The sequence below is a fragment of the Buttiauxella gaviniae ATCC 51604 genome, from assembly GCF_001654835.1.
In the GTDB taxonomy this organism is placed as follows: Bacteria; Pseudomonadota; Gammaproteobacteria; order Enterobacterales; family Enterobacteriaceae; genus Buttiauxella; species Buttiauxella gaviniae.
The window spans coordinates 234002-260988 of the sequence record NZ_LXEP01000031.1 but is presented as its reverse complement, the minus strand read 5'-3'; the positions used below and the strand labels follow the sequence as shown (position 1 = coordinate 260988).

At 50.1% G+C, this 26987-nt stretch carries 18 protein-coding genes; 9 read left to right on the top strand and 9 right to left on the bottom strand.

The genetic code is table 11. The features are described from left to right. Positions 1-67 precede the first annotated feature (67 nt). The 5 genes from M977_RS17025 to M977_RS17005 form a co-directional block, all read right to left on the bottom strand. Positions 68-1714, bottom strand: a complete 1647-nt coding sequence (locus M977_RS17025; RefSeq protein ID WP_064517165.1) for a multidrug ABC transporter permease/ATP-binding protein — start codon at positions 1712-1714, stop codon at positions 68-70. A gap of 83 nt (positions 1715-1797) precedes the next feature. Next, complete coding sequence (gene alkB, locus M977_RS17020) at positions 1798-2439, bottom strand: DNA oxidative demethylase AlkB (RefSeq protein ID WP_064517164.1); 642 nt, start codon at positions 2437-2439, stop codon at positions 1798-1800. Further along, entirely contained in the window at positions 2439-3512 is a 1074-nt protein-coding gene (ada, locus tag M977_RS17015; protein ID WP_064517162.1) for a bifunctional DNA-binding transcriptional regulator/O6-methylguanine-DNA methyltransferase Ada, read from the bottom strand. Before ada ends, alkB begins: the two co-directional genes overlap by 1 nt. An 82-nt stretch (positions 3513-3594) precedes the next feature. Further along, a complete protein-coding gene (gene apbE / locus M977_RS17010) occupies positions 3595-4635 on the bottom strand; it encodes an FAD:protein FMN transferase ApbE (protein ID WP_064517160.1) in 1041 nt (346 codons plus the stop codon). 139 nt (positions 4636-4774) lie between these two features. Then, positions 4775-5893 (bottom strand): porin OmpC, encoded by a 1119-nt coding sequence (locus M977_RS17005; protein ID WP_064517158.1) that lies wholly within the window; start codon positions 5891-5893, stop codon positions 4775-4777. Between the two features lie 863 nt (positions 5894-6756). Between M977_RS17005 and rcsD the strand changes: the two genes are divergently transcribed. Further along, on the top strand, positions 6757-9414 hold the full coding sequence (gene rcsD / locus M977_RS17000) for a phosphotransferase RcsD (protein ID WP_209438610.1): 2658 nt from the start codon (positions 6757-6759) through the stop codon (positions 9412-9414). A 16-nt stretch (positions 9415-9430) separates the two neighbouring features. Next, the gene (gene rcsB / locus M977_RS16995; protein WP_064517154.1) at positions 9431-10081 is read left to right on the top strand and encodes a response regulator transcription factor RcsB; all 651 of its coding nucleotides are present in this window, start codon (positions 9431-9433) and stop codon (positions 10079-10081) included. 85 nt (positions 10082-10166) lie between these two features. On the opposite strand, the gene rcsC is transcribed toward rcsB, so the two are convergent. From rcsC to gyrA, 3 genes are all read right to left on the bottom strand, one after another. Then, positions 10167-13013 (bottom strand): two-component system sensor histidine kinase RcsC, encoded by a 2847-nt coding sequence (gene rcsC, locus M977_RS16990; protein WP_064517151.1) that lies wholly within the window; start codon positions 13011-13013, stop codon positions 10167-10169. A gap of 157 nt (positions 13014-13170) precedes the next feature. After that, positions 13171-13557 carry an ASCH domain-containing protein gene (locus M977_RS16985; RefSeq protein ID WP_064517149.1) on the bottom strand — a complete coding sequence of 129 codons (387 nt, stop codon included), beginning with the start codon at positions 13555-13557 and terminating at the stop codon, positions 13171-13173. A 109-nt stretch (positions 13558-13666) separates the two neighbouring features. Next, the gene (gene gyrA / locus M977_RS16980; RefSeq protein WP_064517147.1) at positions 13667-16315 is read right to left on the bottom strand and encodes a DNA topoisomerase (ATP-hydrolyzing) subunit A; all 2649 of its coding nucleotides are present in this window, start codon (positions 16313-16315) and stop codon (positions 13667-13669) included. A 159-nt stretch (positions 16316-16474) separates the two neighbouring features. On the opposite strand from gyrA, the gene ubiG reads away from it, so the two are divergent. From ubiG to yfaE, 4 genes are all read left to right on the top strand, one after another. Next, on the top strand, positions 16475-17200 hold the full coding sequence (ubiG, locus tag M977_RS16975; protein WP_064517145.1) for a bifunctional 2-polyprenyl-6-hydroxyphenol methylase/3-demethylubiquinol 3-O-methyltransferase UbiG: 726 nt from the start codon (positions 16475-16477) through the stop codon (positions 17198-17200). A 351-nt stretch (positions 17201-17551) separates the two neighbouring features. Next, positions 17552-19837: a class 1a ribonucleoside-diphosphate reductase subunit alpha gene (gene nrdA / locus M977_RS16970; RefSeq protein ID WP_064517143.1), complete on the top strand. Its 2286-nt coding sequence runs from the start codon at positions 17552-17554 to the stop codon at positions 19835-19837. Between the two features lie 59 nt (positions 19838-19896). Further along, on the top strand, positions 19897-21027 hold the full coding sequence (nrdB, locus tag M977_RS16965; protein WP_064517141.1) for a class Ia ribonucleoside-diphosphate reductase subunit beta: 1131 nt from the start codon (positions 19897-19899) through the stop codon (positions 21025-21027). Between the two features lie 3 nt (positions 21028-21030). Continuing rightward, positions 21031-21285, top strand: coding sequence for a class I ribonucleotide reductase maintenance protein YfaE (gene yfaE / locus M977_RS16960; RefSeq protein WP_064517139.1), 255 nt, complete (start codon positions 21031-21033; stop codon positions 21283-21285). A 36-nt stretch (positions 21286-21321) separates the two neighbouring features. Here the strand turns inward: yfaE and glpT are convergent, their stop codons facing one another. Then, the gene (glpT, locus tag M977_RS16955; protein ID WP_064517137.1) at positions 21322-22677 is read right to left on the bottom strand and encodes a glycerol-3-phosphate transporter; all 1356 of its coding nucleotides are present in this window, start codon (positions 22675-22677) and stop codon (positions 21322-21324) included. 239 nt (positions 22678-22916) lie between these two features. Between glpT and glpA the strand changes: the two genes are divergently transcribed. The 3 genes from glpA to glpC are packed head-to-tail and all read left to right on the top strand — an operon-like array spanning position 22917 to position 26987. Next, entirely contained in the window at positions 22917-24536 is a 1620-nt protein-coding gene (gene glpA, locus M977_RS16950; RefSeq protein ID WP_064517135.1) for an anaerobic glycerol-3-phosphate dehydrogenase subunit A, read from the top strand. Further along, the gene (gene glpB, locus M977_RS16945; protein ID WP_064517133.1) at positions 24533-25801 is read left to right on the top strand and encodes a glycerol-3-phosphate dehydrogenase subunit GlpB; all 1269 of its coding nucleotides are present in this window, start codon (positions 24533-24535) and stop codon (positions 25799-25801) included. Before glpA ends, glpB begins: the two co-directional genes overlap by 4 nt. Next, positions 25788-26987, top strand: a complete 1200-nt coding sequence (gene glpC / locus M977_RS16940; protein ID WP_064517131.1) for an anaerobic glycerol-3-phosphate dehydrogenase subunit GlpC — start codon at positions 25788-25790, stop codon at positions 26985-26987. Before glpB ends, glpC begins: the two co-directional genes overlap by 14 nt.

Sequence of the window (26987 nt, the reverse complement as noted above, 5' to 3'; positions counted from 1 at the left end):
GAGCTAAGTTATAGTCCTTTCAAGCCCATAAAACAAAAAACCAGCCGATTAAGGCTGGTTTTATTGATCAGTTGACCGTTCGCGCGACGGCATCGCGCGAAGCATGCTCTCGCTCGTGGCCGGTTAACTCACCGAGTTGCCCGTGGCGCATTTCCAGTAACCGATCCGCATGAACAAAATAGTGATCGTCATGACTGATGGCAAAAATGGTTTTGCCCATTTGCTGCATTAGCGGCAATAGCGTCTGGTAGAACTCGCGACGGAAATGCGGGTCCTGGTCGGCGGCCCATTCATCTAACAAAATAATGTCGCGCTCTTCCGCTAACGCCAGCAGTAAGGCCACGCGTTTTTTCTGCCCTTTCGACAGTTTCAAATTGAGAATAGTGCCGTTTTCCAGCTCGAGCTTGTCGCTCATTTTCAGGCGCTCAATCCATTGCGTAACCAACTCTGGGTTAGCCTGTTCACCCTGCGGCCCGAGCAGGCGGTCAAACAACCAGACATCGGTGAACACCGCAGAAAACAGCTTGCGATAATCGTCCTGATTACCGGCATCAATCTTTTTACCGTCCAGATAAATAGCGCCAGATACTGGCTGATAAAGCCCGGTCAGCAGCATCGCCATGGTCGATTTTCCGCTACCGTTGCCGCCAATGAGGAACAACAATTCGCCACGTTCAATTTTGAGATTCAGCGGCCCAACGGAGAAGCTGTTGTCACCGTACTGGAACACCACATCGCGCATTTCGAGGGTTTGCCAGTGGGCAGGTTCAAGGCTTCGTGGGAATGCGGCATCGTAAGGTGCAAGATGGAATTTGTTCAGTTTGTTGAATGCCACCTGAGCGGTAAGTAACGTCGGTAATGCGCCAATCGCCGACAACATCGGCGTGCGTAAGAACAGAAGTGTCAGAGAAAACGTGGCGGCAACATTGGTATCAGACCAACCGAGGCTGTTTGCCATCCAGAACACCAGGCCAATCACGCCGAGCATCATAATATTCGACCAGTTCACCGCACTCAGATGGTAGGTATCCGCGCGAATAATATGGCTGCGATAATCGTTAGCATGAGGAATATAAGTGTCTTCATAGACGCGTTCAGCACGTTCGCGGTTTAAAGCCAGTTCTTTGCGCCCTTCAATCACGGTCTGGTAATCGTTGTAAAGCTGGTCTTCAATTTCGCGCAGTTGCGCAAGGTGCTTGTAAACTCGCGCCACCAACACATAGCCGCCATAGATGGTTACAGCGACCCAAATCGCCGTGACACCCAGCATTTTTGGTGACAGCCAGGCCAGATATGCCGCTGAACCAAAGGTCAAAATAATGCCCTGCACTAGTTCCGGCAGGCGCACAAAGGCAATGGTAATATTGCGCACATCACTGGTTAAACCCGCCAGCAGTGCCGCATTGCCGAGTTGTTCAACCCGTTCCACGTGCGTGTCCATCAGGCGTTTAATAAATTCACTACGCAGGCGGAACACAAAATGATGGCCGAGTGTGGTCAACGCCAGCTGCGAGCCTAATGTGACTGCCATTAATAGCAGTAATAAGCCAAGAAATTCGGGTAGCACCGAAAGAGAGAGATCGGGCGTTTCAATCAGCCGCAAATTAATAAAGGCAATTAAGCCGATACCTAACGCCGCGCTGAGCAGGCTTAATGCCATTACTGTCAAGAAAGGCCAGCGATACTGCCGGTAAACCACACGTAAAAGTTCCATCACTCACTACCCAAAATCGAAAACAGCGAGCAGTTTAAACGGCAATTACTGTACAGCAAGAATAATTCTTATTTATATTCGTGTTACCGGGTGCGGCGGAAAGTGAGATTGTAGCGAAACTCGTCAGTAGCAGGATGATGGCCCGGTTTAAGCGGTAAAATACCATGATAAAACAGCCTTGATGACCCGCCCCAAACCACGACATCACCGTGTTCGAGCATCACTCTTTTCAGCGGGTCATTGCGCTTAAGCCCACCAAACTGAAACACGGCGGGTAACCCAAGCGACACCGAAACAATTGGCTGTTGCAGATTTAGCTCATCTTTATCCTGATGCAGCGAAAGTTTAGCGCCCGGTGCGTAGCGGTTAACCAGGCAGGCATCAGGATTAAAATCAGGATACCCCGCAGCCTTTGATGCGGCATCGGACAACTGGCGAAAAACGGTCGGTATCGCGGGCCAGTGTTGTGACGTCAGCGGGTCAATCGGGGAATAGAGGTAGCCGTGAGCGTTAGTCGTCCAGCCGACTTCGCCGCAGTTGGTCATCGCCACCGACATCGTGTACCCGCCTGGCGTGACCATCTGGCGAAAGGGGGAAAATGCAGCAACTTCCTCAATTTGCGCGATAAGCAGCCGTGCATCCGCGCAGGCAAAGCGGCGCAAAATAACCGCGCCATCAGCCAACGGCTCTAGCCACGGTGCTTCATCGGCAAATAAATCGAGCATCACTCACTCCCCTGCTGTTCGGCTTCGATCTTAAGAAGTTGGCGTTTACGCTCAACGCCCCAACGGTAGCCAGAAATCGCACCGTCATTACGCACAACACGGTGGCATGGAATAATGACCGCCAGTTTGTTTGCGGCGCATGCTCCGGCCACTGCACGTACTGCCTGCGGCTTGCCGATGCGTTCGGCAATGTCGCGATAGCTCGCAGTCTGCCCAGCAGGGATGTCACGCAACGCCTGCCAAACTTGTTGCTGAAATGCGGTGCCCTGAATATCCAATGGCAAATCAAACTGCTGGCCTGGGCGCTCTAGTAAACTCACCACCTGCGCGACATTTTGCGCAAAGAGTTCGTCGCCTGCCATTAATGCAGAGTGCGGGAACAGCGTTTCCAGTTCGGCAATCAGCGTTTTGGCCTCGTTACCTAACAGTATGGCGCAAATACCTCGCTCGCTCTGCGCGACCAGAAACGCCCCCAAACGACATGACCCCACCACAAATTGAATCACGGTGCGGTCACCTCCATGGCGGTATTGTTTCGCCGTCATCCCTAAGACTTTATCCGCCTGCTGGTAATAGTTGCTTCCTGACTGAAAACCAGCGTCTAAAACAGCCCGTGTGACTGGCTCACCCTGGGCCAACTGCGCACGTAACCGTTTTGCCCGCAACGCCTTTTGCCACGCGTGAGGCGTTAGCCCGGTGACTTGTTTAAACAGACGATGAAAATGGAACGGGCTCATTGCTACTTGCGAAGCTAAGTCGGCAAGAACGATTGAATCGTTGCTGGCTTCAAGGATTCGGCAGGCCTGCGTGATGCGGTCAATACGTTGTTGCTCAGGCGCTTGTTTGTCCGGCTGGCAGCGTTTGCACGGGCGAAAACCGGCATCAACGGCGGCGTCAACGCTTTCAAAGAACAGCACATTTTTACGTAACGGATGACGCGCGCTGCAAGAAGGACGGCAGCAGATCCCGGTAGTTTTCACCGCAAAGACAAACTGCCCATCAGCGCGACTATCACGGGTTTCCACAGCCTGCCAGCGGCTTTCATCGTTGGCTTTATCAAAAAAATGATTCATGACTGGCTCCTGTATTTTGCTGTCATGGTATGACTTTGACAGTTTGAGGACGCTGGGAAACCCGCAATCTTGCTTTCTAATTTTACTCGCTAAGTAAGAAGGTTTTAAACTGAGGAGACATCCAGGTGGTGAAACTATCGCCCTCTTTGGTTATTAAATAAACCGCCAGCCCCTCTTTTTCAGCCACCTGTTTGGCTTTTTCAGTTCCAAGCACCATCAAACCAGTATCCCAACCGTCGGCTTCCATCGCCGTTGGTGAAATCACCGTCGCGGAAACTAATTTATGCTGAATCGGTTGGCCTGTTTGTGGGTCAATCACATGGGACAAACGCTTGCCATCAAGTTCATAATAATTGCGATAGCTGCCGGAGGTGCTTATCCCGTGCCCGTTGAGATCAACCACCGCCTGCACCGCGTTTTCGCGATCGGTCGGTTTCTGAATGGCGACGCGCCAGGCTTTGCCATCGGCATTCGTGCCACGCGTGACCACCGCCCCACCAACGGAAACTAAATAACGGCTGATGCCATTTTGTTCCATTAAACGCGCCAGATGATCGGCAGCATAACCCTCACCCATCGTGGAAAGATCAACATACAAACCCACAAGATCTTTCTGTAACCACTGTTTCCCGGCCTGGTTTATCACCGTGAGATGATGCAAACCGGTCAGCGCTTTCGCAGCATCAATCTGTGCCTGATTAGGCGTTTTTATCGGTTGTTTATCTGGGCCAAATCCCCACAGATTCACCAACGGACCGACGGTGATATCCATCGCGCCATCGGTCTTCGCGCCAATGCGCAAAGCCATAGTCACAATATCGCTCATTGCTTCAGCAACGGGGTAAGGTTCCGTCGAAGAGGACTGGTTAAAGCGCGATAAGGCAGAATCTTTTTTGTAGGTCGACAAGAGGCGATCGTCACCATCTAGCTGTGTCTGAATTTTTTCCCGCAGCTCAGTCTGTCTTGCATTATCCACACCCGCGAGACTTGCACGCCAGTATGTCCCCATGGTTTTGCCTTCCAGCACCATGCCAGTATTACCTTTTGCTGCTGGGTTATCGCAGCCTGCCAAAGCACCCAAAACTATGGCAAACAGGCCATAGCGTAATAATCGTAAGTCCATTGTTTCTCTCTCCTGTTTGAGCGCAAAAGGGTACACCAACTGGCAAAGAATTGGATTAAAAGTGAAGGATTGTTGAGAGTTCAGACATAAAAAAGGCGCCCTAAGGCGCCTTTTATAACGAACACTGCGAAAGCAGGAATTAGAACTGGTAAACCAGACCAACACCTACGATATCGTCAGTACCAATGCCAGCGGCTTTGGTGAACTCGTTCTCGTCCAACAGGTTGATTTTGTAATCAACATAGGTGGACATGTTTTTGTTGAAGTAGTAAGTCGCGCCAACATCAACATATTTCAGCAGGTCCTGGTCGCCGTAGTTGGTGGCGCCATTGTTGATGTCCTTACCTTTAGATTGCAGGTAAGCAATGGATGGACGCAGACCGAAGTCGAACTGGTACTGTGCAACTACTTCGAAGTTCTGTGCTTTATCAGCAAAACCGTAAGCGTCGGAGTCAGAGCTGCCGCCGAAACGAGTTGCGTTATAAGTCTGGGTGTACTGTGCAGCCAGGTAGACATTGTTGGCATCATATTTCAGGCCACCGGTATAAGTCTCAGCACGGTCGCCGTTACCATAGATACCAGCTTCGCTGTTCTGGTCAGCAGTACGTTTGGAAGAAGACATCGCTGCACCAGCACCGAAACCTGAACCCAGATCGTAAGTTACAGACATACCGTAAGCATCACCGTTCTGTTTCAGAACGCTGCGGCCGCCAAAGTCTTCACCGCTGGTGCTACCGTTTTTACCCTGGTATTGCAGAGCAAAGTTCAGGCCATCAACCAGACCGAAGAAATCGGTGTTGCGGTAAGTTGCAACGCCGTTAGCACGGGATTGCAGGAAGTTATCTGCACCATAAGTGTCGCCGCCAAATTCTGGCAGAACGTCGGTCCAGGATGTTACATCGTAAACTACGCCGTAGTTACGACCATAGTCGAAGGAACCATAATCGCTAACGCGCAGACCAGCAAACGCCACACGAGTCCATGCATTGTTTTCGCTTTCAGAGGTGTTGCCCTGAATCTGGTATTCCCACTGGCCGTAACCGGTCAGTTGGTCATTTACCTGAGTTTCGCCTTTGAAGCCCAGACGCATATAGGTCTGATCACCGTCAGCGCTTTTGTCGTCGGAGAAGTAATGTAAGCCATCTACTTTACCGTACAGATCTAATTTGTTGCCATCTTTGTTATAAATTTCGGCCGCATGAGCGGTGCCTGCTACCAGCAATGCTGGAACCAGGAGGGACAGTACTTTAACTTTCATGTTATTAACCCTCTGTTATATGCCTTTTTATATGCCACTGCTTACTGATTAATTTACTAATCAGTCGGCTAACCCATTCTCCAAAACAAATACAGATTAATCCAATCCGAATATGATACTAAAACCACAGAGATGTTTCATTTGTCTATATACGTGTTTCAAAATGTAAATATGATGGAACTTTTTTCCGCACAAAAAGACAATAATATAAGCACTAATCGTCAAAAAAATTAAAATAATAAACAAAATCAATTTGATGGATTAAATAAATATACGTAGCACTGAATGATAAAACACACTCAATATTTATATATAAAATAGCTCCCGCTATCATCATTAACTTTATTTATTACCGTCATTCAGCTTTGAATGTCTGTTTACTAGTATTTTGGACCGGATGCTTGCATCCGGTTTTTTTTACGCTTCTTTACGTAACTTTAATCATTTTGTGCTACTCCCTTCAAAAAATAACGTCTATTAACAAATTGCCGCTTCGCTTAGAGACAAATCTCACTTCTCATGCGGGAACTTTCTCAAAAAAGAAAACCTAAATAGACAATCATTTCATATTAAATAATTGTACAAATGAAATTAATTTGTACAAAAACACCGCAAAAGATTGGTTAAAATACACTCCGTTTAATGGCGTTATTTCGGCTAATTATCAACAGCCTGGAAATATCACGATTTCGAATTATACTCGTTGAGTTTTAAGACACAGACGATGACGCCAACGCCTGTTGCAGGTATTCTTAATCTGGATATGTTGGTTTACTTACTAACAGCTATAACGCCTGCTGGCTTGCCTTGCAGAGCAGTGGATTTTTTTAAGTGGCGAATGCTCGCCGGGTTGCGCGCTAACAATGAGTCAGTCAGACCGAATGATCCCTAATAAATTTTCGCTTATCCCCAGCAATATCACGCGCTTCTTCCTGCTATTGATAGTCGTGCTACTGGTTGCCATGGGGGTCATGGTGCAAAGTGCCGTCAACACTTGGCTCAAAGATAAAAGCTATCAGATTGTCGACATCACCCATGCGCTTCACAAAAGGGTCGATACCTACCGTTACGCTACCTGGCAAATCTATGACAACATCGCCGTCTCAACGGCGCCAGCAAGCGACGGCCTGCAAGAAACGCGTCTACGCCAGGATGTGTATTATTTAGAGAAGCCGCGTCGTAAAACCGAAGCCCTGATTTTTGGCTCACATGACAGCTCAACACTGGATATGACACAACGTATCTCTACTTATCTTGATACGTTGTGGGGTGCTGAAAACAGCCCATGGTCGATGTACTATTTAAATGGCCAGGATAACAGCATGATCCTGGTCTCGACCTTGCCACTTAAAGATCTTTCTTCCGGTCTTAAAGAAAGCGGCGTCGGTTCCATAGTCGATTCACGCCGCGCTGAAATGCTTCAGCAAGCAAACGCACTGGATGAGCGCGAAAGCTTCTCTCAACTACGCCATCTTGCGTGGCAAAACGGTTATTACTTTACCCTGCGAACAACCTTTAACCAGCCAGGCCACCTGGCAACGGTCGTAGCGTTTGATTTACCCATCAACGATTTGATTCCACCAGGGATGTCACTAGACAGCTTCCGTCTGGAAAATAACGATGCTCCAATGGCGGCTAACGGCATAGAAAAAGAAGATCCGGATAGCATCTCCATTAATTTTAATGGCGCGAAGATTGAAATAGCTTCCCCGCTTGCTACAACCCATATGCGGCTGGTCTGGCAGGTTCCTCTCGGCACTCTGCTGATGGACACCTTGCAGAATATTATATTACCTCTGCTACTCAATATCGGCCTGCTGGCGCTGGCGCTGTTCGGCTTCACCACTTTCCGCCAACAGGCAGCCCGTCCCGTAGAAGTGCAAAACGGCAACGGCGAATTACAAATTTTACGTGCACTTAACGAAGAAATTGTCTCGCAATTGCCACTAGGCCTATTGGTACATGACCTGGATTCAAATCGCACAGTTATCAGCAATAAAATTGCCGACCATTTGTTGCCACACCTTAATTTGCAAAACATCATTGCGATGGCCGATCAGCATCAAGGTGTAATTCAGGCAACTATCAATAATGAACTGTATGAGATTCGCCAGTTTCGCAGCCAGATTGCGCCGCGCACGCAGATATTTGTGATTCGCGACCAGGACCGCGAAATTCTGGTTAACAAAAAACTCAAGCAAGCTCAGCGTTTATATGAAAAAAACCAGCAGGGACGAATTACGTTCATGCAGCATATTGGTGAAGCGCTACAGCTACCGGTGAAAAATATCGCCGAACACGCCAGTGCACTAAATACTCCAGAGGGGCATGCAGTTGCCAATGAAGCCCAAAGCATTGTGCGCCTGGTGGATGAGATTCAGTTGCTGAACATGCTGGAAACCGATACCTGGAAAACTAATGCAACGCTGTTCGCAATCCAACCATTGATTGATGAAGTTGCACTTGAGATGTTGCCCATTATCAAGCGTAAAGGTTTGCAGCTGCTGATTAACAACCATCTGGCAGCAGATGAAGAGCGTCATGGCGACCGGGAAGCACTACGTAAAGTGCTGCAGTTATTGCTGCATTATTCGGTAACGACTACCCAAATTGGCAAAATCACCCTGGATATTAGTGAAGAAGAGTCCGGGCCTGACCGTCTACTATTCCGTATTTTGGATACCGGTGAAGGCATCAGTAGTGGTGAAGTCGATAATCTCCACTTCCCTTTCCTCAACGAAACCAGTGAAGATCGTTACGGGCATGCTAATGGATTAACATTCTATTTATGCGATCAGCTTTCACGCAAACTCGGCGGGCATCTGAATATCAAGACCCGTGAGGAAATTGGTACACGTTACAATTTGCACATCAGAATGACAGCCGAACCGCAGCAGGAAGAGCAGGAAGAGAAACTGCTCGATGATGTGGTGGCGATGATTGATATCACCTCCAATGAAGTCCGAAATATTGTCACTCGCCTGCTGGAAAACTGGGGCGCGCAGTGCATCACTCCGGATGAAAGACTGGCAAGTCAAGAGTTTGATATCTTCCTGACAGATAATCCGTCTAATCTTACATCTTCGGGTTTGCTTTTAAGCGATGATGAGAACGGAATGCGGAAGCTAGGCCCAGGCCAGTTCCGAGTTAACTTTAATATCAGTAATGCTATGCAGGATGCGGTGCTGCAGCTGATAGAAGAGCAACTGGCGCAAGAAGGTATTTCAGAATCACCATTGGGTGGCGATGAAAATGCACAACTTCATGCCAGCGGCTATTACGCGCTGTTTGTCGACACAGTACCGGAAGATGTTAGGAGATTGTATACTGAATCAGCGGCGCACGATTTCGCAGCATTAGCACAAACAGCTCACCGCCTGAAGGGAGTGTTTGCAATGCTCAATCTGGTACCCGGCAAGCAGTTATGTGAAACGTTAGAGCATCACATTCGTGAAAGTGATGCTACCAACATACAAAAATATACCAGCGATATTGACGCTTACGTCAAGAGTTTGCTGTAGCAAGGTAGCCTATTACATGAACAGTATGAACGTAATTATTGCCGACGACCATCCGATTGTCCTGTTCGGCATTCGTAAATCACTCGAGCAGATCGAGTGGGTGAATGTTGTCGGTGAGTTTGAAGATTCCACAGCGCTTATCAATAACCTGCCAAAACTTGATGCTCATGTTTTGATAACCGATCTCTCAATGCCTGGCGATAAATACGGCGACGGCATTACGCTTATCAAGTACATCAAGCGTCACTTCCCTAGCATTTCTATCATCGTTTTGACGATGAATAACAACCCAGCCATTTTGAGCGCGGTGTTAGAACTGGATATCGAAGGAATTGTGCTCAAGCAAGGCGCGCCAACTGATTTACCAAAAGCGCTGGCAGCACTGCAGAAAGGCAAAAAATTCACACCGGAAAGCGTATCTCGCCTGCTGGAAAAAATCAGCGCCGGCGGTTACGGTGACAAGCGTTTGTCTCCGAAAGAGAGCGAAGTTTTACGTCTGTTCGCCGAAGGTTTCCTGGTGACTGAGATTGCCCGCAAACTGAACCGCAGCATCAAAACCATCAGTAGCCAGAAGAAATCAGCAATGATGAAACTGGGTGTGGAAAATGACATTGCGTTGCTGAACTATCTTTCGTCGGTAAGTCTGTCTCCGGCCGACAAAGACTAATTCAATGTCGGATGACGCTGCGCTTATCCGACCGACAAGAAAGCAATCGTAGGGTGGATTAGCGTAAGCGACATCCACCATTTTTTTATCTGCCGCTACGCACCCTTGCAGCATACAGATCGACCGTCGTTTTCAGAATATCCAGCGTGACCGGTTTCGACAGGCAGCTATCCATTCCCGACTCAATACAGCGTTGTTTCTCTTCTGCCAGCGCATTTGCCGTCACCCCCACCACCGGCAAAGTCAAACCGAGCTGACGAATCCGTTGTGTCAGACGATAACCATCCATATTCGGCATGTTGACGTCGCTCAGCACAATATCAATGTGATTTTTACTCAACACATTCAATGCATCGACACCGTCGTTTGCCGTTTTACATTGATAACCCAACGATCCCAACTGATCTGCCAGCAAACGTCGGTTGATAGGATGATCATCGACAACAAGAATCATCATATCGTCATTTTTTTCATTGCTATCAACGGCTACCGGTTGGGTGGAGTCGGTCCCTGGCAGATTAACCGTAATGCTGTAAATGCGCCCAAGGAGCAGCAATAAATCATGGGGTGCTGCGAGGCTATGTAACCAGCAACCCGGTGAGGCTTCAATTGGGATCCCGATATGGCGACGGCAGAAGATAATGGCGCCGCGCCCTTCCCAGGCTTTTTCCAGCTCATCATCGGTTATTAAAATATCGTCGTTATCCGGCCTCTGACCCTGATACTGCCGAACATCGATTTGGTTTCGAGCAAGCACAGACTCGAGATATTTACTCAGCGAAGCATTACGCACCGCCAGCCAGCAGCGTTTATTAACCAACCCTTCGACCTGGGATTGCTCGGCGTATTTTGCAGCGTATAAAGGAATACGGATCGTAAACTGGCTACCCATCCCCACTTCAGTATCTACGGCAATATCACCATCCATCATGCTAATTAGCTTCTCGCAGATGGCCAGCCCAAGCCCTGTACCCTGGAAGTTGTGCTGCACGCCTGTGCCCACCTGGAAGAATGGGTCAAATAAGCGCGTGACTTCTTTAGCCGGGATACCCACGCCGGTATCACGCACACGCCAGGAGAGGTAGTCCCCTTCCACACTGACGTGAAGAACAATACAGCCAATATCGGTAAATTTGATGGCGTTACTGAGCAAGTTGGAAATGACCTGCTGCAAACGCATTGGGTCGCCTTGCAGCGTTAACGGCACATCCGGTTCGATAAAACAGTACAGTCCGAGCTGTTTACGCACCACTAGCGGCAGGTAGTTTGCGGTGATATGGCTCATCACTTCACGTGGTGAGAACTCATGCGGCTCTATTTTTAACTGCTCTGATTCAATTTTTGAGAAGTCGAGAATATCGCTGATGATTTTCAGCAACAGGCTCGATGAGTTGTTCATCGCCGTCACCAGGCGATCGACCCCTTTCGGTAGCTCTTTAGTCTGCAATAAATCCAGGTTACCGATGATGCCATATAGCGGTGTGCGCAGTTCGTGGCTCACGGTGGCTAAGAACATAGATTTTGACTGGCTCGCCTGCTCTGAGGCTTGTGCCATTTCCTGGAGCGACTCTTCCATCTTGACGCGCGCACTGACATCCACCAGCACACAAATTGCGACGTTTTCATTACGATAACGCGAATGGACAAAGCTAATCTGCAAGTTGGTGTGGCTACTGGTCAACACATCGACAAAGTTAACCTGCTGGCCACAGATAATTTGCGTTAACCGCTGTCGGTCTTCATGTGTCAGCATATTGAGATAATTGTGCGCCAGTTCGTTACTCAGAATGTTTGTCCCATCCTGAGTGCGCAAAATACAGATACCGACCGGCGCTGAGGCGACAATTTTACGGTTGAACTGCTCGTGCTCTTCGAGGCGCAGGGCATCATTTTCCGCCGGAATAAAGATCCGTTTTTCATACATACGCGCCAGAGTAAACAGCACAACTCCAACCAGGATATTCAGCAGCACCGCATTGAGAATCAACATGCGAATGCGTTCCAGCACCATATCCACAGGTACGGAGTACACCACGCTCATCGATGACGGCGGCAAGTTTTTCTTGAGAATAAATTGCTTATATCCGGCGGTATAGCCAAACCAGGAACGTTCCTGAAGCCATTTTTCATCAGGCTGAATGTTTGCTTCCGGGCCGGTAAGTGAAATCAATGGATGGCTATTTTCATCGAGAATTGTCACGCCAATTGGCATTGAACCCGGTGAAAGGAAGTTCTCCATACGAATGGTTTGCTCAACCCCCAACAGAGCCTGCAAGCGGTTAGCCAGATACACCGGCGTAAGAGTATAGAAATACCCGACTCCTGGGCGTGAACCCTGACCAATCCAGTAAATACTATTGCTGCGCTCATCCTGTGGTGCATTGCGATATTTCATGATGCGCTCATGCAGCGTTTTCAACGCTTTTTCACGCTCAAGGGGCATTTCACGTAGGCCGAAATCCGCCATGCAAAGATTGTCACCGCCAATTAAAAAGACGCGATTGAGATCGTAGGCCGCCGAGAAATTGTCTCGCCAATAGCGTAAAAACCACGCCAGGGATTGCAAAGATGAACGCCAGGTTGAGCTGACAGCTGAACAGTCAGAGTCGGGGAACAACGGCATGAAACTCGGTGGGTCGACTCTGTTGTCATCATTTTCCACCGACGGCAACACGCCATTAGCGGCGGTCAGACGATTTTCCGCAATGTACTTGAGCTCTTTCACCACATCAGACGTACGCTGGATATAACGCTGAGCCTGGTCAAAGCTGATATTAAATTCCTGGCGAATTTCTGACTCTTTTTCGTGTAGGGCATTCATGATGTAGAACACCGAAAAGAGCGCAATCAGCAGCCAAAGCAATAAAGCCAGTGCCCGAAACAGGTAGCGGGAGACTTTTAGTGTGGCGCGAAAGGAGACAAGATATTTCAAATTGAGCCTGGTCGTGGAAATAGCAAAACTTTGGATGCCGTTAAGGTAGCCGCAAAAATGGCAGCCCGCAACGGCAAACCGGTAAGGTTTATCGCGATCGATACCTACAAATTGCCGTGGCGGGCGCCTGTATTTATCCGATCGCGAGGTATTACTTTCAGAACTTTTCGATAACCTTGAAGTGCATCAACACCAGTGTCATATCCGGAGAGAACAGATCGTACTCTTCAAAAAAGCGTTTATGCTCGTTACGCCAGTACGCCAGCGTGCGGTCACCTTCACCTTCTGCCAGAGCGTGGGCTTCGCCCACCTGTTCAAAAGTAGTCATTTCCGTGGTGGTCAGTTCAATCGCGCAAACCGGCTTATTCTTGCCATCTACCACCACAAAGATATCGCCTGGCTGGGCAATACCCTCGCCATCCAGATTAGCGCAGGTGGCTGTTTTCACGCCATCGAGCACTAATTTAACCAGTTCGTCCGCCTGTTTTTCTGTATCACCAAACGCCCAGCGTTCTACATCTTCATACTTCTCAGGAATAGCCATTGAATTACCTTATGAGTTAAACCAAGCCTAACTTGATATTAAAATAAAAAACGCCCGATGCAATAAATGCATCGGGCGTTATGAGTCATATCAAACAACAAAATTCAGATTATTCGTCTGCTTCGTCGTCTGCTTCATCAGAAGCGTTGTCATCAACGTCTGCTTCAGGTGCGATTTCGTCATCACCTTCCGCAACGGTACCGTCGATAGCATCCAGTTCTTCTTCATCAACCGGTTCTGCAACACGTTGCAGGCCCACCACGTTTTCATCATCCGCAGTACGGATAAGAATAACGCCCTGTGTGTTACGGCCAACGACACTCACTTCAGAAACGCGAGTACGAACCAGAGTACCAGCATCGGTAATCATCATAATCTGGTCAGTATCTTCCACCTGTACCGCGCCAACAACACTGCCGTTACGCTCGGTCACTTTGATGGAAATAACGCCCTGAGTCGCACGTGACTTAGTCGGATACTCATCAGCCGCGGTACGTTTACCATAACCATTCTGCGTCACGGTCAGGATAGAACCTTCGCCGCGCGGAATGATCAGGGAAACGACTTTGTCTTCACCCGCAAGCTTAATACCGCGAACACCTGTAGCAGTACGGCCCATGGTACGAACGGCGTCTTCTTTGAAGCGCACCACTTTACCCGCAGCCGAGAACAACATCGCTTCGTTACTACCGTCGGTCAAATCAACACCAATCAGCTCATCACCCTCGTTGAGGTTGACGGCGATGATGCCCGCAGAGCGTGGACGGCTGAAGTCGGTCAACGCAGTTTTCTTGACGGTACCGCTAGCGGTCGCCATGAACACGTTAACGCCTTCGGCATACTCACGTACCGGCAGGATCGCGGTAATACGTTCGTTCGCTTCCAGTGGCAGCAGGTTCACAATTGGACGGCCACGCGCACCACGGCTCGCTTCCGGCAACTGATAAACCTTCATCCAATACAGACGACCACGGCTGGAGAACAGCAAGATGGTGTCGTGAGTATTGGCAACCAACAGACGGTCGATGAAATCTTCTTCTTTAATTCGTGCTGCGGACTTACCTTTGCCACCACGACGTTGTGCTTCGTAGTCGGTCAGCGGTTGATATTTCACATAGCCCTGGTGGGACAGAGTCACAACCACATCTTCGCGGTTGATCAAATCTTCAATGTTGATATCAGAGGTATTTGCAGTGATCTCAGTACGACGTTTGTCGCCGAACTGATCGCGCATGGCAACCAGCTCTTCGGTGATCACTTCCATCAGACGTTCAGCGCTGCCCAAAATGTGCAGCAACTCAGCGATCTGCTCCAGCAGCTCTTTGTACTCGTCAAGCAGTTTTTCGTGCTCAAGGCCAGTCAGTTTCTGCAAACGCAGATCCAGAATTGCCTGAGCTTGTTGCTCGGTCAGGAAATATTGACCATCACGAATACCGAATTCTGGCTCCAGCCACTCAGGGCGCGCAGCATCATCGCCTGCACGTTCCAGCATGGCAGAAACATTGCCCAGCGCCCATGAACGGGCAATCAGGCCAGCTTTCGCTTCTGCTGCATTCGGAGAATGACGAATCAGTTCGATAATCGGGTCGATGTTCGCCAGAGCGATCGCCAGACCTTCAAGGATGTGTGCACGGTCGCGTGCTTTGCGCAGTTCGAAAATAGTACGACGAGTAACAACCTCACGACGGTGACGCACGAACGCAGAAAGAATATCTTTCAGGTTCATGATCTTCGGCTGGCCCTGGTGCAGCGCAACCATGTTGATACCGAAGGACGTTTGCAGTTGAGTCTGAGAATAAAGGTTATTCAGAACCACTTCGCCCACTGCATCGCGTTTGATTTCGATAACAATGCGCATACCGTCTTTATCAGACTCGTCACGCAGAGCGCTAATGCCCTCAACGCGTTTGTCTTTCACCAGTTCAGCGATTTTCTCAATCAGGCGTGCTTTGTTAACCTGGTATGGAATTTCATGAACGATGATGGTCTCACGACCTGTTTTCGCATCTGCTTCAACTTCTGCACGGGCGCGAATGTAAATTTTGCCACGGCCGGTGCGGTACGCTTCTTCAATGCCACGACGGCCATTGATGATAGCGGCAGTTGGGAAGTCTGGGCCTGGGATGTGTTCCATCAACCCTTCAACGGTAATCTCTTCGTCTTCAATAAACGCCAGACAGCCGTTGATAACTTCAGTGATGTTATGAGGCGGGATGTTAGTTGCCATGCCTACTGCGATACCGGATGAACCGTTAACCAGCAAGTTAGGAATTTTGGTCGGCATAACATCAGGAATGCGCTCGGTTCCGTCGTAGTTATCGACGAAATCTACCGTGTCTTTTTCGAGATCGGCCATCAGTTCGTGAGCGATTTTCGACATACGGATTTCCGTATAACGCATCGCCGCGGCGGAGTCACCGTCCACAGAACCAAAGTTACCCTGGCCATCTACCAACATGTAACGCAATGAGAATGGCTGCGCCATACGCACGATAGTGTCATAGACAGCGGTATCACCATGAGGGTGATATTTACCGATTACGTCACCAACAACACGGGCGGATTTTTTGTACGCTTTATTCCAGTCATTGCCCAATACGTTCATGGCGTAAAGTACGCGACGGTGTACCGGCTTGAGTCCATCGCGGACATCTGGCAGTGCGCGGCCGACAATAACCGACATCGCGTAATCCAGATATGAGCTCTTTAGCTCTTCCTCAATGTTGACCGGTGTAATTTCTCTGGCAAGGTCGCTCATGTATCCGCTATCCCTCTACTGTGTCCCGGATTCAAAGGTCGCAAATTATAACACAATCGCCCTACTTTGGGGAAACCACAACATGGTTGCCGAATGGTTTATTCACAGACATTGACTGATATACTCCCGCCACGAAACGAACAAGGAGTGAGTAGCCCCATGAATGCCGAAAACCAGCCGGTTATCCAGAACGTCGACCATGATGAAATCGCCAAATTCGAAGCCGTAGCTTCACGCTGGTGGGATCTTGAAGGCGAATTTAAGCCTCTCCATCGCATCAACCCGCTGCGTTTGGGTTATATCAGCCAACGCGCAGATGGGTTGTTTGGTAAAACGGTGCTTGATGTCGGCTGTGGCGGTGGGATTCTGGCAGAGAGCATGGCGCGCGAAGGCGCTAATGTGACCGGGTTGGATATGGGTTTCGAGCCATTACAGGTTGCTAAGCTCCATGCGCTGGAAAGCGGTATTAAGGTGGATTACGTTCAGGAAACCGTTGAGCAGCACGCGGAAAAATTTGCCGGGAAGTATGACGTCGTCACCTGTATGGAAATGCTCGAGCACGTGCCGGATCCGAAATCTGTCGTCACTGCCTGCGCGAAATTAGTAAAACCGGGTGGCCACGTCTTTTTCTCCACTCTTAACCGTAATGGCAAATCCTGGTTGATGGCGGTGGTAGGTGCTGAATACATCCTGCGCATGGTGCCAAAAGGCACGCACGACATTAAGAAATTCATCAAGCCTGCGGAATTACTCTCTTGGGTTGACGACACCCCACTGCGCGAACGCCACATCACAGGGTTACATTTCAACCCGCTGACCAATACGTTCAAACTTGCACCAGGTGTCGATGTTAATTACATGCTGCATACAAAAGCTGAAAAATGATTTGTATCCATAAGCCAGATTGATGAAAATTGCGCGGTATCAAACCGCGCACTTATCAATGAAGTTTAAGAAATCAGCACTCGATCAAAAATATCATTTTTTTTGCATCCCATTGACAATTGTCACAGGCCTTATGTGACGTGGACTTAGCGAAATTCCGCTTGTCACAACCTTAAATCCGTCTCGAAATCAATACTTGTTCTCAGCCGATTAGTTACTAGAATACTCACCATATAGTGATCAAGTAATCCACAACCCCCTACATATAGTATTTATCCACAAGGTTAGCCACTAGAGGCCAACTGTGGATAAACGGGGCATTTTTCATTTCACGGACAGGTACAAACGCACATGAATCAGAGTCTGCTGGTTACAAAACGTGACGGTCGCACTGAGCGTATCGATCTGGATAAAATCCATCGAGTTCTGGATTGGGCCGCCGAAGGCTTAAATAACGTATCCGTATCACAGGTTGAACTGCGCTCGCACATCCAGTTTTATGACGGCATCAAAACCTCTGACATTCATGAAACCATCATCAAAGCAGCGGCCGATTTAATCTCTCGCGAAGCGCCTGATTACCAGTATCTGGCTGCGCGCCTGGCTGTGTTCCATCTGCGCAAAAAAGCTTACGGTGAGTTCGAGCCGCCTAAACTCTATAACCATGTCGTGAAAATGGTAGAGATGGGCAAATACGATCAACATCTGCTGGAAGACTACACGGAAGAAGAGTTCAAGCAGATGGACGATTACATCGACCATGAGCGCGACATGAGCTTCTCCTACGCGGCTGTAAAACAGCTCGAAGGTAAGTATCTGGTTCAGAACCGTGTCACCGGCGAAATCTACGAAAGTGCACAGTTCCTTTATATTCTGGTTGCCGCGTGTCTGTTCTCCGGCTATCCGCGTGAAACCCGTCTGAGCTACGTGAAACGTTTTTACGATGCGGTTTCCTTGTTCAAAATTTCTCTGCCTACGCCAATTATGTCAGGCGTGCGCACCCCTACTCGCCAGTTCAGCTCTTGTGTACTGATCGAGTGCGGCGACAGTCTGGACTCCATCAACGCCACTTCCAGCGCGATTGTGAAGTATGTTTCCCAACGAGCAGGCATCGGCATCAACGCCGGTCGTATCCGTGCGCTGGGTAGCCCAATTCGCGGCGGTGAAGCGTTCCACACTGGCTGTATCCCGTTCTACAAACACTTCCAGACCGCAGTGAAATCCTGTTCTCAGGGCGGCGTGCGTGGCGGTGCTGCGACACTGTTCTACCCAATGTGGCACCTGGAAGTTGAAAGCCTGCTGGTACTGAAAAACAACCGTGGTGTTGAAGGCAACCGCGTCCGTCATATGGACTACGGTGTGCAAATCAACAAACTGATGTACACCCGTTTGCTCAAAGGCGAAGACATCACACTGTTCAGCCCGTCTGACGTTCCAGGTCTGTATGACGCATTCTTTGCCGACCAGGAAAAGTTCGAGCAGCTGTACACCAAATACGAAAAAGACGACAGCATCCGTAAGCAACGTGTGAAAGCGGTTGAGCTGTTCTCACTGATGATGCAAGAGCGTGCCTCAACTGGCCGTATCTACATTCAGAACGTTGACCACTGCAACACCCACAGCCCGTTTGACCCGGCTATCGCGCCAGTTCGCCAGTCTAACCTGTGCCTGGAAATCGCGCTGCCGACCAAACCACTGAATGACATCAACGACGAAGACGGTGAAATTGCACTGTGTACGCTATCTGCATTCAACCTGGGTGCTATCGAAAGCCTGGATGAGCTGGAAGAATTAGCGATTCTGGCTGTGCGTGCTCTGGATGCGCTGCTGGATTACCAGGACTACCCAATCATTGCCGCTAAACGCGGTGCGATGGGTCGCCGTACTCTGGGTGTGGGCGTGATTAACTTCGCTTACTACCTGGCGAAGAATGGCGTTCGTTACTCCGACGGCAGCGCCAACAACCTGACGCACAAAACCTTCGAAGCGATTCAGTATTACCTGCTGAAAGCCTCAAACGAACTGGCGAAAGAGCAAGGCCCTTGCCTGTGGTTCAACGAAACCACCTACGCAAAAGGCATTCTGCCAATCGACACCTATAAGAAAGACCTGGATGTGATCAGCAATGAGCCGCTGCATCTGGATTGGGAAGCGCTTCGTGAGTCAATCAAGACCCACGGCCTGCGTAACTCAACACTTTCTGCTTTGATGCCGTCTGAAACCTCTTCACAGATTTCTAACGCTACCAATGGTATCGAACCACCGCGCGGCCATATCAGCATTAAAGCGTCAAAAGACGGTATCCTGCGCCAGGTTGTGCCAGATTACGAAACGCTGAAAGACAACTATGAGCTGCTATGGGACCTGCCGAATAATGACGGTTACCTGCAATTAGTGGGTCTGATGCAGAAGTTTATCGACCAATCGATCTCTGCAAACACCAACTACGACCCAACGCGCTTCGCGTCTGGTAAAGTGCCGATGCAGCAGTTGCTGAAAGATTTGCTCACTGCTTATAAATTCGGTGTTAAAACGCTTTATTATCAGAACACCCGCGACGGTGCGGAAGATGCGCAAGACGACCTGGCGCCTTCAATCCAGGACGATGGCTGCGAAAGCGGCGCATGTAAAATCTAACTTAAAATCCCCTCACCTAGCTGAGGGGATTTTTTCGACGCATTACAGGATTTAACCTCATGGCTTACACCACTTTTTCACAGACGAAAAACGATCAGCTTGCAGAACCGATGTTCTTTGGCCAGTCGGTTAACGTGGCTCGCTACGATCAGCAAAAATATGACATCTTCGAAAAGCTGATTGAAAAGCAACTCTCCTTCTTCTGGCGTCCGGAAGAAGTGGACGTTTCCCGTGACCGTATCGACTATCAGGCGCTGCCCGATCACGAAAAACACATTTTCATCAGCAACCTGAAATACCAGACTCTGCTGGACTCCATTCAGGGCCGCAGCCCGAACGTGGCTCTGCTGCCGCTGATCTCCATTCCTGAGCTGGAAACCTGGGTTGAAACGTGGGCGTTTTCCGAAACTATCCACTCACGCTCTTACACCCACATCATCCGTAATATCGTTAACGATCCGGCGATTGTGTTTGACGATATCGTCACTAACCAGGAAATCTTAAAGCGCGCAAAAGATATCTCCGGTTACTACGACCGTCTGATTGAGATGACAAGCTACTGGCATCTGCTGGGTGAAGGTACGCACAACGTTAACGGCAAAACCGTGACCGTGAACCTGCGTGCGCTCAAGCGCCAACTCTATTTGTGCCTGATGAGCGTGAATGCGCTGGAAGCGATTCGCTTCTACGTCAGCTTCGCTTGTTCCTTCGCATTCGCCGAGCGCGAACTGATGGAAGGCAACGCGAAAATCATCAAACTGATTGCCCGTGACGAAGCGCTGCACCTGACCGGGACTCAGCATATGCTGAACCTGATGCGCTCCGGTGAAGACGATCCTGAAATGGCAGAAATCGCCCAGGAATGCCGCCAGGAATGCTATGACCTGTTCGTACTGGCCGCCGAGCAAGAGAAAGAGTGGGCAAGCTACCTGTTCCGCGACGGTTCGATGATCGGTCTGAACAAAGATATTCTATGCCAGTATGTTGATTACATTACCAACATCCGTATGCAGGCAGTCGGCCTGGATTTGCCATTCAAGACGCGTTCAAACCCAATCCCATGGATTAACGCATGGTTGGTTTCTGACAACGTGCAGGTCGCACCGCAAGAAGTAGAAGTGAGTTCTTATCTGGTAGGTCAGATTGATTCGAACGTTAACACCGACGATTTAAGCGATTTCCAGCTGTAATTTATGAGCCGCATTACGCTACGAATCACCGGAGCACAACTCCTGTGTGAAGAAGAACATCCTTCTTTGCTGGCGACACTGGAATCCCACCAGGTCGCCGTGGAATATCAGTGCCGGGAAGGTTATTGCGGCTCCTGCCGCATCCGTCTGACGGCAGGCGAAGTGAAGTGGCTTACCGAACCGCTGGCGTTTATCCAGCCCGGTGAAATACTGCCCTGCTGCTGCCAGGCGCAGGGCGATATTGAGATAGAGCTGTAAAAAAACCTCCCGCTGGAGGTTTTTTATTTTCTGGGATTACTGACCTTCCCGCGCTTTCATTTCCTGGTGATGTTTGTTTTCACCCACCATCACCACCAGCAGTAGAATCACGGCCATAATACTGCCGCCTATCATCACCATAAAGCCGCCGTCCCAGCCGAAGAAATCAACGGTATATCCGACAATGGCACTCGCGGCGACCGACCCACCGAGGTAGCCGAACAAGCCAGTGAAGCCCGCTGCCGTTCCCGCGGCTTTTTTCGGTGCCAGTTCCAGCGCGTGCAGGCCAATCAGCATCACCGGTCCGTAGATCAGGAAGCCAATCACAATCATACATGCCATATCCACGCCCGGATTTCCCGGCGGGTTCAGCCAGTACACAATGGTCGCAATCGTCACCAGAATCATAAAGAACACACCAGTAGCACCGCGGTTGCCTCTGAACACTTTGTCCGACATCCAGCCACACAGCAGCGTGCCAGGGATCCCAGCGTATTCATAAAGGAAATAAGCCCAGGATGATTTATCCAGCGCGAAGTGCTTCACTTCTTTCAAATACGTTGGCGACCAGTCGAGAATGCCGTAACGCAGCAAGTAGACAAAAACGTTAGCAATGGCGATGTACCACAGCAGGCGGTTAGGGAAAACGTACTGCATGAAGATCTGTTTAGCCGTCAGTTCCTCTTCCGTTTTGTCGTTGTAGTCGTCCGGGTAATCGTTTTTGTACTCTTCGATTGGCGGCAAGCCGCAGGATTGCGGGGTATCGCGCATTAATGCAAAGGCAATCAATGCCACCAGAATCGCCGCAAAGGCTGGCATATAAAGTGCCGCATGCCAGTCGTTAAACCACGCCATCCCGAGTAAGAACAGCAACGGCGGCAAACCCCCACCCACGTTATGTGCGCAGTTCCAGACAGAAACAATTCCGCCACGCTCTTTCTTGGACCACCAGTGCACCATGGTGCGCCCACACGGCGGCCAGCCCATGCCCTGGAACCAGCCACATAAGAACAGCAGCACAAACATAACTGCGATGCTCGATGTCGCCCATGGCACAAATCCCATGAATAGCATGACTAACGACGCCAGAATTAAACCGGCGGGTAAGAAAACTCGCGGATTAGAGCGGTCAGAAACCGACCCCATGATGAATTTTGAAAAGCCGTAGGCGATAGAAATACCAGAAAGCGCGAATCCTAAATCCCCTCGCGAGAAACCTTGCTCAATCAAGTAGGGCATCGCCAGGGTGAAGTTTTTACGCACCAGATAGTAGGCCGCGTAACCGAAGAAAATACCCATAAAGATTTGCCAGCGCAGGCGTTTATAAGTTGGATCTATGTGCTCGCTTTTCAGCCGTGGCTGATGGGCGGTAGGTTTGAAAATGCTCAGCATAAATGCCTCCGTGGCAGGTTTTATCAGGCAATGTTCTTTTGCGAGCGCATGGTAAGAATTATCCCGTCTGGTTAGTGTGAAACACCCCGCAAATTATTACATTTTTATTACAAACTATCGAAATAGTGCATGACATCACACTTCACTTTCGATTTATGCTCGAATTTGCTCGATATCAAACATTGATAATCTTTTCTGTGGCTGAATAGCGTTCAAGAGGTTCTTTCCAGGAGAAGCGCATGAACGCGGATAGCAAAGAAAGGGATGTCATTATTATTGGTGGAGGTGCAACGGGTGCCGGGATTGCCCGCGACTGTGCGCGACGCGGGTTACGCACGCTACTACTGGAAAGGCATGATATCGCCACCGGTGCGACAGGCCGAAACCATGGCTTACTCCACAGCGGTGCGCGATACGCCATGACAGATAGCGAATCAGCCCGCGAGTGTATTGAAGAAAACCGCATCCTTAAACGCATTGCTCGCCACTGTATTGAGCGCACAGACGGGTTGTTTATCACCCTTCCTGAAGATGATTTAGCCTTGCAGAGCATGTTTATTGCTGCGTGCCAGGACGCCGGAATCAATGCTCAACAGCTCGATCCTAAAGAAGCATTACGGATAGAACCTGCGGCCAATCCTGCGCTTATCGGTGCGGTTCGCGTGCCGGATGGAACTGTCGACCCCTTCCGCCTGACCGCCGCCAATATGCTCGATGCCAGAGAACATGGCGCAGAAATTCTTACCGGGCAGGAGGTTACCGGGTTGATTCGCCAGGGCAGTCGCGTAACGGGTGTCAGGGTCTACAACCACCAGAGCCATCAACGCCACGATTTATATGCAAATATCGTCGTGAATGCTGCCGGGATCTGGGGGCAGCGTATCGCTGAATATGCTGATTTAAGTATTCGTATGCTGCCTGCAAAAGGCTCGTTGCTGATACTCGGGCATCGCATCAACAATATGGTGATCAACCGCTGCCGCAAACCTGCTGATGCCGATATTCTGGTGCCCGGCGATACCATTTCGCTGATTGGTACCACGTCAACACCTGTTGAGTACGACCAAATCGACAATATGCGCGTCACACCGCAAGAGGTCGATATCCTGATTCGTGAAGGGTCTAAACTTGCGCCCAAACTCGCAGCCACCCGCATTTTGCGTGCCTATGCTGGCGTTCGCCCACTGGTTGCCAGCGATAACGATCCGAGCGGGCGCAACGCCAGCCGGGGGATCGTATTGATGGATCACGCAAAGCGTGACGGAATGGACGGCTTTATCACCATCACTGGCGGCAAACTCATGACCTATCGCCTGATGGCTGAATGGGCCACCAATGCGGTGTGCGAAAAACTCGGTCATTCCAGCCCCTGCACCACCGCAACCGTCCCGCTTCCTGGTTCAGGAAGCTCGCAAGAAGAGACACTCAGTAAAGTCATTTCGCTACCGCCAACCATCCGCCGCTCTGCTGTCTGGCGCCACGGCGATCGTGCTGAACAACTTCTGGCGGGCGACCGCCTGAGCAACAGCCTGGTTTGCGAATGTGAAGCGGTAACGGCCGGTGAAGTTCGCTACGCGGTCAATAAACTGGCTGTCGCCAATCTTGGCGATTTACGCCGTCGAACCCGCGTAGGAATGGGTACCTGCCAGGGTGAGTTATGCGCCTGTCGCGCCGCCGGTTTATTACAACGTTTTGGCACGTCATCGCCTGCGCAATCGCTCGACCAGTTATCGCTTTTTCTCAATGAACGCTGGAAAGGGATCCGCCCTATTGCCTGGGATGATGCGCTGCGAGAAAGCGAATTTACCGCTTGGGTGTACCAGGGGTTGTGCGGGCTAAAAAAAGGAACGCCACAATGAAATTCGACAGCCTGATTATTGGCGGTGGACTCGCCGGACTGGTGTGCGGTATCCGTCTGGCGGAAGCGGGGCTGCGTTGCGCTATCGTCAGTCGCGGGCAAAGCGCACTTCATTTTTCGTCAGGATCGCTGGATTTACTGGCGGAGTTGCCCGATGGCACTCCGGTAAACTCTCCCCTGGATGCACTGGCAGCATTAAAACTGCAGGCACCAGAACATCCTTATAGTCTGATGGGGGCGCAAAACGTACAGCGTTTCGCGATGGAGAGTGAAGCGCTGCTGGCCCGTTGCCATATCACACTTACGGGCAGCTATAAGCAGAACCACCAGCGTATTACGCCGCTTGGAATTGAACGTGCAACGTGGCTTAGCCCAATGGAAATCCCCGTAGCACCCCTTCCGTGGAAACACATCACGGTAGTCGGTATTGCCGGTTTTCTCGATTTTCAGCCAGAACTTGTCGCTGGTTCACTGGCAGAAAACCACATCAATGTGAAAACCGCGGAACTGACACTTCCCGCACTGGACACGTTACGCAATAACCCCAGCGAGTTCCGCGCTGCCAATATCGCCCGCGTACTGGATATGCCAGAACAACAACGCCTGCTTATTGATGAGCTTAAAACGCTGGCGCATGACACTGATGCCCTGTTCCTTCCGGCATGCCTCGGGAGTGAAGATGATAAAGCCTGGCAGGCGGTAAGCCGTGAATTACCCTGCCCGATTCGCCTGTTACCCACACTTCCCCCTTCGGTGCTCGGTATGCGGTTGTATCACCAGTTGCGCCGCCGTTTTCAGCAGCTCAACGGGATAATGATGCCCGGTGACGCCGTGGTGAGGACGGAAACACAGCTGCAAAATATCAGTGCGATTTTCACCCGCAACCACGCAGAAGTCCCGCTGCGGGCAAACCATTATGTCCTCGCCAGCGGCAGCTTTTTCAGTAACGGCCTTGAGGCAAAATTCAGCGGCATACGCGAACCCGTTTTTGGCCTCGATATCTGCGCCCCAGCCGAGCGTGAAGCGTGGTGCAAAGAGGACTTTTTCAGCCCGCAGCCGTATTTGCAGGCAGGTGTTGCCGTTGATAAGCATTTCCACCCTGCCCGCGCCGGGCAACGTATCGAAAACCTTTACGCCATCGGTTCGGTACTGGCCGGGTTCGACCCGCTGCAACAAGGTTGCGGCGCGGGTGTGTCAATGACTGGCGCACTGCATGTCGCACAACGCATTCTTGAATCGCAGGGGGCAGCGCATGAATCTGCTTGATGAAACCAGTTTTGAAAACTGCATTAAATGCACTGTCTGCACTACTGTCTGCCCGGTCAGCCGGGTTAACCCAGACTACCCCGGTCCTAAGCAGTCCGGGCCTGACGGAGAGCGCCTGCGCCTGAAAGATGCCGCACTTTATGACGACGCCCTTAAATTTTGCACTAACTGCAAACGCTGCGAAGTCGCCTGCCCATCTGATGTGAAAATTGGCGATATTATCCAGCGTGCTAAAGCGCGTTATGGCAAAACACCCTTTAAATTAAGAGATGCCATTCTCAGCCATACCGATTTGATGGGCACCCTTTCGACGCCATTTGCACCGCTGGTGAATACCGCGACATCTCTTATGCCGGTGCGAAACTTGCTTGATAAAACGCTCGGCATCGACAGCCACCGCACATTACCGAAATACTCCTCGGGAACATTTCGTCAGTGGTATCGCAAACATGCCACGGCGCAAAAATCCTTTGCTGAGCAAGTGGCATTTTTCCACGGTTGCTATGTGAATTACAACCACCCGCAGTTGGGCAAAGATCTGGTCAGCGTGATGAATGCCATGGGCTTTGGCGTACAACTGCTGGAACGTGAAAAGTGCTGCGGCGTACCGTTAATTGCTAACGGTTTTATCGACAAAGCGAAAAAGCAGGCGGCAATTAACGCGGCTTCTTTGGGCAAAGCCGTACTCGAGCAAGGGCTGCCGGTTATCGCGACGTCCTCCACCTGCACGTTTACATTGCGCGATGAATACCCGCAGGTGTTGGATATCGACACGCGCCCAATGCGTGACCATATTGAACTGGCGACTCGCTTTATCTGGAAGCAGCTCGAAGACGGGCGGGAGTTGAAACTGAAAGCATTACCACTGCGTATTGCTTACCACACGCCATGTCATATGGAGAAAATGGGCTGGTCACTCTATACGCTAGATTTACTGCGGCGCTTGCCGGGTGTGGAGTTGATAATGCTCGAATCCCAGTGCTGTGGAATTGCAGGCACGTACGGGTTTAAAAAGGAAAACTACCAATTTTCACAAAGCATTGGCGCACCGTTATTCCAGCAGATTGAGGAGAGCGGCGTCGATTTGGTGGTCACAGATTGCGAAACCTGCAAATGGCAGATTGAGATGTCCACCAGCAAGAAATGCGAGCACCCGATTACGCTTTTGGCTCGGGCACTCGCATAA

Bases quoted from the DNA above. Each gene is read 5' to 3' on its own strand.
- M977_RS17025 (WP_064517165.1), bottom strand. From the start codon at position 1,714: ATGGAACTTTTACGTGTGGTTTACCGGCAGTATCGCTGGCCTTTCTTG.
- alkB (WP_064517164.1), bottom strand. From the start codon at position 2,439: ATGCTCGATTTATTTGCCGATGAAGCACCGTGGCTAGAGCCGTTGGCT.
- glpB (WP_064517133.1), top strand. From the start codon at position 24,533: ATGAAATTCGACAGCCTGATTATTGGCGGTGGACTCGCCGGACTGGTG.
- glpC (WP_064517131.1), top strand. From the start codon at position 25,788: ATGAATCTGCTTGATGAAACCAGTTTTGAAAACTGCATTAAATGCACT.
- rcsD (WP_209438610.1), top strand. From the start codon at position 6,757: ATGAGTCAGTCAGACCGAATGATCCCTAATAAATTTTCGCTTATCCCC.
- nrdA (WP_064517143.1), top strand. From the start codon at position 17,552: ATGAATCAGAGTCTGCTGGTTACAAAACGTGACGGTCGCACTGAGCGT.
- ada (WP_064517162.1), bottom strand. From the start codon at position 3,512: ATGAATCATTTTTTTGATAAAGCCAACGATGAAAGCCGCTGGCAGGCT.
- apbE (WP_064517160.1), bottom strand. From the start codon at position 4,635: ATGGACTTACGATTATTACGCTATGGCCTGTTTGCCATAGTTTTGGGT.
- gyrA (WP_064517147.1), bottom strand. From the start codon at position 16,315: ATGAGCGACCTTGCCAGAGAAATTACACCGGTCAACATTGAGGAAGAG.
- glpT (WP_064517137.1), bottom strand. From the start codon at position 22,677: ATGCTGAGCATTTTCAAACCTACCGCCCATCAGCCACGGCTGAAAAGC.
- ubiG (WP_064517145.1), top strand. From the start codon at position 16,475: ATGAATGCCGAAAACCAGCCGGTTATCCAGAACGTCGACCATGATGAA.
- M977_RS17005 (WP_064517158.1), bottom strand. From the start codon at position 5,893: ATGAAAGTTAAAGTACTGTCCCTCCTGGTTCCAGCATTGCTGGTAGCA.
- yfaE (WP_064517139.1), top strand. From the start codon at position 21,031: ATGAGCCGCATTACGCTACGAATCACCGGAGCACAACTCCTGTGTGAA.
- nrdB (WP_064517141.1), top strand. From the start codon at position 19,897: ATGGCTTACACCACTTTTTCACAGACGAAAAACGATCAGCTTGCAGAA.
- M977_RS16985 (WP_064517149.1), bottom strand. From the start codon at position 13,557: ATGGCTATTCCTGAGAAGTATGAAGATGTAGAACGCTGGGCGTTTGGT.
- rcsB (WP_064517154.1), top strand. From the start codon at position 9,431: ATGAACAGTATGAACGTAATTATTGCCGACGACCATCCGATTGTCCTG.
- glpA (WP_064517135.1), top strand. From the start codon at position 22,917: ATGAACGCGGATAGCAAAGAAAGGGATGTCATTATTATTGGTGGAGGT.